The organism is Paractinoplanes durhamensis, assembly GCF_016862175.1.
GTDB classification, from domain to species: Bacteria; Actinomycetota; Actinomycetes; order Mycobacteriales; family Micromonosporaceae; genus Actinoplanes; species Actinoplanes durhamensis.
Genome location: NZ_BOML01000053.1, coordinates 85,724 through 94,797, shown reverse-complemented (window position 1 = coordinate 94,797; position 9,074 = coordinate 85,724). Strand labels below are relative to the sequence as shown.

The 9,074-nt window shown below is 67.5% G+C and carries 9 protein-coding genes; all 9 read right to left on the bottom strand.

Annotated elements, in window-relative coordinates; all coding sequences use genetic code 11:
• Positions 1-1,598: 1,598 nt before the first annotated feature.
• The 9 genes from Adu01nite_RS33175 to rpmH all read right to left on the bottom strand — a co-directional run bounded on the left by Adu01nite_RS33175 (position 1,599) and on the right by rpmH (position 8,837).
• A complete protein-coding gene (locus Adu01nite_RS33175; RefSeq protein WP_203732880.1) occupies positions 1,599-2,105 on the bottom strand; it encodes a DinB family protein in 507 nt (168 codons plus the stop codon).
• 272 nt (positions 2,106-2,377) lie between these two features.
• On the bottom strand, positions 2,378-3,406 hold the full coding sequence (locus Adu01nite_RS33170) for a ParB/RepB/Spo0J family partition protein (RefSeq protein ID WP_203732878.1): 1,029 nt from the start codon (positions 3,404-3,406) through the stop codon (positions 2,378-2,380).
• Positions 3,403-4,647 (bottom strand): ParA family protein, encoded by a 1,245-nt coding sequence (locus Adu01nite_RS33165; protein WP_379138297.1) that lies wholly within the window; start codon positions 4,645-4,647, stop codon positions 3,403-3,405. The genes Adu01nite_RS33170 and Adu01nite_RS33165 overlap by 4 nt, the downstream gene beginning before the upstream one ends.
• Positions 4,648-5,397: 750 nt before the next feature.
• The gene (rsmG, locus tag Adu01nite_RS33160) at positions 5,398-6,315 is read right to left on the bottom strand and encodes a 16S rRNA (guanine(527)-N(7))-methyltransferase RsmG (protein WP_203732876.1); all 918 of its coding nucleotides are present in this window, start codon (positions 6,313-6,315) and stop codon (positions 5,398-5,400) included.
• Positions 6,316-6,317: 2 nt separating this feature from the next.
• Positions 6,318-6,896 carry a Jag family protein gene (locus Adu01nite_RS33155; RefSeq protein ID WP_203732874.1) on the bottom strand — a complete coding sequence of 193 codons (579 nt, stop codon included), beginning with the start codon at positions 6,894-6,896 and terminating at the stop codon, positions 6,318-6,320.
• Between the two features lie 120 nt (positions 6,897-7,016).
• Positions 7,017-8,051 (bottom strand): membrane protein insertase YidC, encoded by a 1,035-nt coding sequence (gene yidC, locus Adu01nite_RS33150; RefSeq protein ID WP_203732872.1) that lies wholly within the window; start codon positions 8,049-8,051, stop codon positions 7,017-7,019.
• Position 8,052: 1 nt separating this feature from the next.
• Complete coding sequence (gene yidD / locus Adu01nite_RS33145; protein WP_203732870.1) at positions 8,053-8,310, bottom strand: membrane protein insertion efficiency factor YidD; 258 nt, start codon at positions 8,308-8,310, stop codon at positions 8,053-8,055.
• The gene (gene rnpA / locus Adu01nite_RS33140; RefSeq protein ID WP_203732868.1) at positions 8,307-8,663 is read right to left on the bottom strand and encodes a ribonuclease P protein component; all 357 of its coding nucleotides are present in this window, start codon (positions 8,661-8,663) and stop codon (positions 8,307-8,309) included. Before rnpA ends, yidD begins: the two co-directional genes overlap by 4 nt.
• A 36-nt stretch (positions 8,664-8,699) precedes the next feature.
• Positions 8,700-8,837 carry a 50S ribosomal protein L34 gene (gene rpmH / locus Adu01nite_RS33135; protein ID WP_203732866.1) on the bottom strand — a complete coding sequence of 46 codons (138 nt, stop codon included), beginning with the start codon at positions 8,835-8,837 and terminating at the stop codon, positions 8,700-8,702.
• Between the last annotated feature and the right edge of the window lie 237 nt (positions 8,838-9,074).

Sequence of the window (9,074 nt, the reverse complement as noted above, 5' to 3'; positions counted from 1 at the left end):
GGCGACCGGCGACCGGCGACCGGCGACCGGCGACCGGCGACCGGCGACCGGCGACCGGCGACCGGCGACCGGCGACCGGCGACGAGATGATCTGCCATGTCTGGTGGCTCGGAACGCGGGCGACTTGGTGACTGGCCTCCCTGTCTTTGGGTAGTGCCCGTGTCGGCCACGGGCCCGGGCGCGGGTGGGCTCGGCTCGTGACGGCTGGGGATCCTGTTTCACGTGAAACGGCCGAGGCTTGAATGACAGGCCGAACGCGTTACCCGGACAGTCGTTGCACCTCCGAAACTCGTCGCTTCACGAGAAGGCGCCGTTCCGCTCCAGCGCATCCATCTGAGGGCAAACCCTGGAACGGCGGCTTGGAGCCAGGCCGACCGGATCGGGAGCGCCAGAGAAAGCACAGGAGAGGAAGGCCGCGCGGGAGAGCGGCGGACGAAAGGCAGCGCGATGGGAATGCCGCCAGCCACACGGTCGGAGCGCCACACGGTCGGAGCGCCGCCAGGGCCGCCGGGAGGAAAGCCACACAGCGGTAGGTGGCCCAGGAAGAGGTCGCCCGCGATGGTCTAGCGGGCTGTCCGGGATTGCAGCACGACCAGAGCGACCGCTCGGCGAATTATGACGACGCGCCAGGCCTCGTCTTCAGTGAGCCGGCCGGCTCCGCCTTCGCGGTCCTGAGGAGCCGATTACGATCGCGCTCCTTCCCGCCGCCAGTCTGACTGTGCTGACCAAAGACGACCACGGGCGGCTGCACTCAAACCGGTCAGCACCACGGCTCATGCCGAGCCCTCCGTCTGCTCGCCGGCCGGCACCGACTGCGGCACGGGATCCTCGACGAGAACGGCGCCTGGGTAGCACTCGGGTACCCGCTGGGGCGGACCGAAGGATGCGCCAGACGGCTACGTCGTTCTCGGATCGAGCACCGCTGCTTGTGACTGATTCTTGTGCAAGGGGCCGAGTGGAAGCCGTTTCGCAGCCTCCGATCCCTGAGAGGGGCCGACCATCGACACTCGGCCCAGAGAGCCGACCGGCAGTGGAATCCAGCGTCGTCGTCTACCGAAGTCGAGTCGTAGGCCTGAACGCCGCGCCCGCCCCCTCGTTGAGGTCGACCACCACGTGTCCCGATCCCACGGGCGCTTCATCGGCCAGCTATCGAGTCGCGGTCCTGCGCATAAGTCTCGTGCTGGCCAAACGAGAGACCTAGTGAACGAAGGTCGGCCGACTGCCCCCTGGCGGTGCTCCCGCCAGGAGGCAAGGGGACGCCGGGCCGCGACCGACCCCTGGATTTCAGGCGGGCCCACCCGACCAGTCGGGCCGGAACAGGACCCGGACCACACCACAAGGATCACGCCGTTTCACGTGAAACATTGCCACTGAATGCCCTGGGCTTGCCCCAAGCCAGCGCCGCCAACAAGGACCCAAGCCAGCGCCGCCAACAAGGAAGCGCGGCACAACCCATGCCCGGAGGATGCGCTGTCGACCCGTGCGGGCCCGGCGAGGGACCCCGCACAGCGGCCCGGGAAGAGGAATTCTGGCCACTCAAGTCGGCCTCGACACGACCCGAGGCCACCACAACGAAGGGTCCGAAGCAGCCGGCCGGGTCAGGCTCCGACCTCGCCGTCGATTCCCTCTCGTAGGAAGTCGGCGTGGCCGTTGTGGCGGGCGTACTCGTGGATCATGTGGAGCATCACGAAGCGGAGGGACACGTCCTCACCCCAGCGGGGCTGATGACCCATAACGTCGAGCGAAGGCGCGCCGGCCTCGATCTCCCGCGCCCGGGCCACCTCGGCCTGCCAAGCCTCGAATGCCTCCGAGCGCGTCGACGAAGCCGCGTCGTACGCCGCTTGGAAGTCGCCGGACGCCGACCAAACCAGCGGCACGTCCTCGCCGCCGATCACGCGGCGGAACCACGTCCGTTCGACCTCGGCCATGTGCCGGACCAAACCGAGCAGTGTGAGCGTCGACGGCGGCATCGATCGTGACCGCAGTTCCTCATCGGAGAGCCCATCGCATTTCATCGTGAGCGTCGCCCGATGGAAGTCGAGGAACACTCGAAGCGTCTCTCGCTCGCCACCATCTCGGGGCGGATCCGGCCTCTCGACAACCATCCGTTACTCCTTAACAACGTCTCAACATACTTACGGCACACATGCGACTTCGATGAAGATCATCACCAAACAGGGACTGGCACCCGTTTAGGTTCTGTCAGAGCCATTCTCCTGGGGTTTTCGGAGGGCCGAGATTTGGGTCTTGGACCAACCAAAAAGGCCAACGAACCGCCGCGAAAGCTCGAAAACGGAGAAAAGCGAGAAAACATCTCCAAACAGCAAGAAAGGCACGTGACGAGTCACGTGCCTTTACTCAGTGCCGAAAAGTGAGATCACTCCTCCGCGGCGCCCGAACCTTCTTCCTCGACCCCGATCATCCCGACTATCCGCTCAAGATCATCGACGGTCGCAAACTCTATGGTGATCTTCCCTTTGTTCCGGCCGATGTCGACCTTCACTCGGGTGTCGAACCGATCGGACAGCCGCTCCGCCAACTCGTTCAGCGCCGGTGCGTGCACCTTGGCCCGCCGAGTCGGCGACGCCTTCTTGACCGGTCCGTCCGCCAGCGCGAGCGAAACGAGCTCTTCGGTAGCGCGTACCGAAAGTCCCTCCGCCACGATCCGAAGCGCAAGCTTCTCCTGGGCGTCGCCGTCGTCGAGGCCGAGCAGCGCCCGGGCGTGCCCGGCCGACAACACACCGGCAGCGACCCGACGCTGCACCGGAGCCGGCAGGTTCAGCAACCGGATGGTGTTCGAGATCTGCGGCCGGCTGCGACCGATCCGCCGAGCCAGCTCCTCGTGCGTCGCCCCGAACTCCTCGAGCAACTGCTGATAGGCGGCGGCTTCTTCAAGCGGATTCAGGTTGGCGCGGTGGATGTTCTCCAGCAGCGCGTCCCGCAGCATGGCGTCGTCGCGCGTGTCCCGCACGATGGCCGGGATCGTCTCCCGACCGATCGCCTGCGCAGCCCGCCACCGACGCTCACCCATGACGAGCTCGTAGCGACCTTCGCCGAGATCCCGCACCACGATCGGCTGCAGGAAGCCGACCTCGGTGATCGAGGTCTTGAGCTCCTCGAGCGCCTCCTCGTCGAAGACGTGCCGGGGCTGCTTGGAGTTCGGCTCGATCGCGGTGACCGACAGCTCAGCGAAACGAGCGCCGGGAACCGGCGCCAGCTCATTGGCGGAGCCTGAAGACGACGGCGCGGCGACAACGTTGTCCTCGAACGGGGACGCCGTCGGCGGCGGGATCGGCCCCGGTGAGGGCGCGACCGGCGACGAAGACGGTTCGACGGCCGGAGCCGGAGCCGTCGGGATCAACGCGCCCAGGCCGCGGCCCAGCCCGCCCCGTGGACGGTTCTTCATGCCGTGCCTCCTGTGCTGACGCCACGCATCGCGATCTCCAGAGCGGCCTCGAAGTAGCTGGTCGCGCCCCTTGATCCGGGATCGTAGGTCATCACGGATTGGCCGTAACTCGGAGCCTCCGACACGCGGACGTTCCGGGGGATCACGGCGTTCAGCACCTTGGTGCCGAAGTGATTGCGCACATCCTGCTCGACGGCGTCGGCCAGACGGGTCCGCCGGTCGTACATGGTCAGCAGGATCGTGGAGACATCCAGCGTCGGGTTCAGGTGCTGCCGGACCAGGTTGATGTTGTTGATCAGCTGGTTCAGACCCTCCAGCGCGTAGTACTCGCACTGGATCGGGATCAACACCTCCTGCGCCGCGCAGAGCGCGTTGACCGTCAGCAGACCGAGCGACGGCGGGCAGTCGATGAAGACGTAGTCGAACTTCTCCGGGTGCGCGGCGATCGCCCGGGCCAGCCGGGATTCACGCGCCACCACCGACACCAACTCGATCTCCGCACCCGCCAGGTCGATCGTGGCCGGCACGCAGTAGAGGTTCGGGATGCCCTCCACCGGCTGAGCGACCTCGGACAGCGGCACGTTGTCGATCAGGCAGTCGTAGACGTCCGGGATGCCTGCGTGGTGGGGCACGTTGAGACCGGTCGAGGCGTTGCCCTGCGGGTCGAGGTCGACGACGAGCACGCGGTTGCCGTGCAGCGCCAGGGCGACCGCGAGGTTCACGGTCGTGGTCGTCTTTCCGACGCCGCCCTTCTGGTTCGCGACGCAGAGCACCCTCGGGTGGTCCGGACGCGGCATAGTGATTTCGCCGCTCGGGTTGAGGATCTGCACAGCTCGCAACGCTTCCATGGCTAGCGGCGGATCGTCTTCATCCTGGCCCGGCGTTTCACGTGAAACATGCTCGTCAGCGTCGAGGGCGACGCTCGACGGACCGAATGTGGGACCGGCCGGCGCCACCGGGCCGCCGGAGGTGGGCGCGGAAGGTCCGGCCGCCGCGGCAGGCGCGGCCGACACCGGAATCGGCGCTGACGAAACAGCCGGCGGCGCCGATCGCGGCGCTGGGGCGGGGGATCGGCGAGGTTCTTCCGGACCGGGCTGTGACGCCGGCGTCCCGTAGACCTGCCCCGCAGAGGATTGCGGCAAATATCCGCTTCCTACCCGCGGCGACGGCACGCCCTGATCGTGCGGGTAGGCACCACCAGGCCCGTCAAAACCCACTCCGGAGGACCAACGAGGGCCGATAGGCGACTCGGTTTCACGTGAAACACCGAACTCATGCACCGTTTTATCCCTGTTAGTGAGGAACGGGTCAGTAGGCGACACGTGCGTTCCAGCGGAAGAAGACCGGTCCACACTATCGACGCCCGGCCAGCCTACGGCCGTCGGGCGAGCCCCGCCACGGCCGTCCGCCTGATGAGGCGAGTGCAACGTAGACAGATCATCCACCGGGGGCGTCGCAAAGACCATCATGCCCGGCACCAGCCGCAACGCAGCAGCCTCGCCAGCCGCGTCCACCTCATCCGTTTCCCCGCCAAAGCCCCCCAAAACCCGCGGGCTTCCCTCTATCGACGGCACGTCCGGCACGGAGGCCTTCTCAGATGTACGCGTCGGCACCGTCACATTCCCCACCCCGGCCGACCCCGCCTGCTCAACCCCCAGGCGAGCCGCCGGCCCAGATACCACCCCAGGAGAGGACGACTCCCCACGGACCGGCACCGGCAAGTCCCAAGCCGCGGGCCCGCTGGCCGGTCGCCGAACCGAAGCCGGCCCAGACGAGCCCGTCCGCGACGCATTGCCATGTTCCGGCGCCCGGCTACCGGGGACGGATTCACGCCGTTCAGCGAGCACGCCGGGAGCCCTTACCCGGCCGTCCACCGCCGCCCCAGGGACGGCAGACGGAGACGGCGCACCGGCGGCAAGGTCGCCGTCGTGCCTGGCCTCATCGGGACGTCGGTTCTTGACGTTTCTCTTCCGCGCGCCCCGCTTGGCCATCTATCCCCTCCGTGATCTCCCTCGCCCAGAACCGCGCCCACCGGTCCTCGAACCGGCACCGCGCCCCGGACCTTCCGCCCGGCTGGACGGCTTAGGTCGTACCGGCACCACGTCTCGCTCCTTGACGATCTCCACGACCGTCGCGGGTGGGTCGATGAGACCCGTCCCGCAAAGCCGCAGTACCGGCTCCCCACCGCCCAACTCGGCGATGACGGCCCGGTGCTCGTCGGCCTCGTCGGCGGCCGACGAACCCTTGAGCGCCAGCAACCGGCCACCGACCCGAGCCAGCGGCAGGCACCAGCCGGCCAACCGGTCGAGCGGTGCGACCGCCCGTGCGGTGACGACATCGGCACCGGCAGCGGGCCCGCCGACGACCTCGTCCGCGCGGCCGCGGACGACCGTGACGGCCGCCTCGAGGCCGAGAGCAGTCACCGCTTCGGTGAGGAACGCGGTGCGTCGTGCCAGCGGCTCGACCAGGGTGATGGTGAGGTCCGGTCGAGCCACTGCCAGCACGATACCGGGCAAACCGGCACCTGAACCGACATCCAGAACAGAAGCTCCGTTAGGGATCATTTCGCTCATAACAGCGCAATTCACCAGGTGGCGCTCCCAGATCCGCGGAGCCTCGCGCGGACCGATCAGCCCGCGCACCACCCCGTCGGTGACAAGGAGCCGCGCGTACTCCGAAGCCAGCGCCAGCCGGTCCCCGAAAACTTGCGCGGCCACCGCAGCAAACTCCTCCGGAGGCACGACCCCGTCCGGCACAACCACCGGCGAGGACGGAGGCGAAGGCAACGGAGAGGAAGACCGCCCCGGAAAGGCGATAGGGCGACGAGAACGGCGACCCGGGAAAGACGACGGCCCGGGCGACGACTCGCCCGGGCCGAGGTCTCCCGCGCCGTAGCGGGGTTCAGTCATCGTCAGTCGGCCGCACGAACCACGATCCGGCGGCTGGGCTCCACGCCCTCCGACTCGCTCTGCACGCCGCTGATCGCGTTGACCACGTCGTGCACGCACTTGCGCTCGAACGCCGACATCGGCTCGAGGCGCACGGGGTCGCCGTGCTCCTTGACCTTCTCGACGGCGTTACGGGCGACGGCGGCCAGCTCCTTGCGGCGGGACGCGCGGTACCCGCCGATGTCGAGGAGCAGCCGGCTCGGCGTACCGGTCGCCCGGAAGATCGCCAGGCGGGTGAGTTCCTGCAGAGCCTCCAGCGTGGCTCCGCGCTGGCCGACGAGCGGCTGCAGCCGGCCACCGACCACCTCGACCATCGGCCGGCCACCCGATATCAGCTCGTCGATGTCACCGTCGTAGTCGAGGATGTCCAGCAGGCCTTCGATGTAGTCGGCGGCGATCTCGCTCTGCTTGAACAGGTCACTCTCGGAGGTGACGATCTCCGACTTCTTGGTCTCCGCGGTGTCGTCCTCCGAGGCCGCGGCCGAAGCCGCGGAGGACGTCACTTCGGAGACCGAAGATTCGGGAGTGCTGGTGTCGGTCACGGTCTCATCTCCGTACTCAATCGGGCCGGACCCGCTCGGTCCGCTGTTTCCCGCGGCGGCACCCGCGGGCAAGTCTGTGCAAGGGGTGCGCTCGGGCGCCGATCAGCGCCCGAGCCGCGATCATCCCTTGGGTTTACTCGCTGGTCGGGCGCCCTTCTTCGGATTCACCGGTTTGGCACCGGGCCGCGGGGCGAGCGCCTTGGTGTCGACGACCGGGGTCTCCGGCTCGGCCTGCGCCTTGTTGCGACCGAACAGGCCACCGCTGCGGCCGGCCGGCTGCACCGGGCTCTTCGTGGCGGTCGAGGAAGACGACTTGGCCGGGGCACCGGTGCTCTTGGCGGCGCTGCCGGTCTTGCCGGCCATCGGCGGCGGCGGGAACTTGCGGAGCACCCACTGCTGCTGCGCCAGGGTGAAGAGGTTGTTCGTGACCCAGTAGATGATCACACCGATCGGGAACAGCGAACCGGAGACGAGCAGCGACAGCGGGATGCCGTAGAGCATCAGGCGCTGGATCATCTTCTGCTGCGGGTCCTCGGCCCAGCCGGTCTTGAGGATCATCTGGCGGCTGGTCGCGTAGGTCGTGCCCATCATGATCAGGACCAGGATGCCGGCGATGACCTTCACGGTGGTGCTGTTGGCCTGCAGCGCGGTGAGCTCTTCCGCGGTCGAGCCGAACTTGGAGGCCAGCGGCGCGTTGAACAGCGACGCGTGGGTGGCGTCCCGGAACTGCTCGGTGGTCCAGCCGTACAGCGTGGTCTGGCTGTTCGACGGGTTGAGCCGGCGCAGCGTGTGGAAGAGACCCAGGAAGACGGGGATCTGCAAGAACATCGGAAGGCAGCCCATGAGCGGGTTGGCCTTCTCGGTCTTGTAGAGCTCCATCATTTCTTTCTGGAGCGTCTCCCGGTCACCCTTGTGCTTCTCCTGGAGGGCCTTGACCTTGGGCTGCAGAGCCTGCATCGCGCGCTGGCTCTTGATCTGCTTGACGAAGACCGGGAAAAGGATGACGCGAACCGTCACCACGAGGAAGACGATCGCCAGAACCCAGGACCAGTTGGTCCCGATGAACTTGTCGTCCGGGATCCCGATGGAGTCCCACAGGGCGTGCCAGCGCAGAAGGATCCACGAAATGGCGTAGTAGATCCAGTCGAGGCTCAATTCAAGCTCCAGTCACATCGGCAGGACGGTGACGGATCGGGTCAGGCACCGGGTCGTACCCACCAGGGTGGAAGGGGTGGCAGCGCATGAGCCGCCAGACCGTCAGCCCTGTCCCTCTGATCGCACCGTGCTTGGCCAGCGCCTCCAGGCCGTACGCGCTGCACGAGGGATAGAACCGACAGCGGGCCGGCAACGCCGGACTCACATAACGACGGTACGCGACGACCATCGCGGTCAGCACTCGGGCAAGAACGCTCATCGCGGCCGCCGTGGTTTCTGGGCCGCCGCCAGCGCGGACTCGAGATCGGTGCCCAGGGTGTCGAACGACGCCTCGGCCGCTTTGGGCAGTGCCCGGACCACCAGCGACGACCCTTCAGGCAGTGAAGCCAGCAGTGGGCGGACCAGATGGCGGAGCCGCCGGCGGACCTTGTTACGGACCACGGCGTTGCCCACTGCTTTGGATACGACGAAGCCGGCACAAGCCGTGGAGGCTCGCACCGGCTCCTCGAGAAGCAGATGAACCACAACCGTGCCCCGGCCGACTCGACGGCCACCGCGAATCGTCGCGGCGAAGTCCGTGCTGCGCCGCATACGCTGCGCGGCGGCCAGCATGACTACCTGGGCATTCCGGGCCCGACAGCCGCCGGCTCAGGCCGACAGCGTGCCGCGGCCCTTGTTGCGGCGGGCGGAAAGGATGGCACGACCGGCACGGGTGCGCATCCGCAGCCGGAAGCCGTGGGTCTTGGCGCGCCGGCGATTGTTCGGCTGGTAGGTGCGCTTGCTCACGTGAGAACTCCGTCTTCGTGCTTACGTTCAGGGGGCATCTGGCTGCAAGACGCCACTTTATCAGAACGCGGCGGAGCAACCGCTCGACCCTACGCAGGGCGGCAATGCCGGTCAACCATATCGTGTCCCGGCACGCCGACGAACGAGACCTCACCACCCGGTAGCTCGTCTTTCTGCGCGCCCAGTGAATCTTTTCCCGCCAACGGGCGCTTGTCCGGCGGTGCGACAGTTGTAGCT

Excerpts from the sequence above, each read along its gene's own strand:
- Adu01nite_RS33175 (WP_203732880.1), bottom strand. The coding sequence starts at position 2,105 with ATGGTTGTCGAGAGGCCGGATCCGCCCCGAGATGGTGGCGAGCGAGAG.
- Adu01nite_RS33170 (WP_203732878.1), bottom strand. The coding sequence starts at position 3,406 with ATGAAGAACCGTCCACGGGGCGGGCTGGGCCGCGGCCTGGGCGCGTTG.
- rsmG (WP_203732876.1), bottom strand. The coding sequence starts at position 6,315 with ATGACTGAACCCCGCTACGGCGCGGGAGACCTCGGCCCGGGCGAGTCG.
- yidD (WP_203732870.1), bottom strand. The coding sequence starts at position 8,310 with ATGAGCGTTCTTGCCCGAGTGCTGACCGCGATGGTCGTCGCGTACCGT.
- rnpA (WP_203732868.1), bottom strand. The coding sequence starts at position 8,663 with ATGCTGGCCGCCGCGCAGCGTATGCGGCGCAGCACGGACTTCGCCGCG.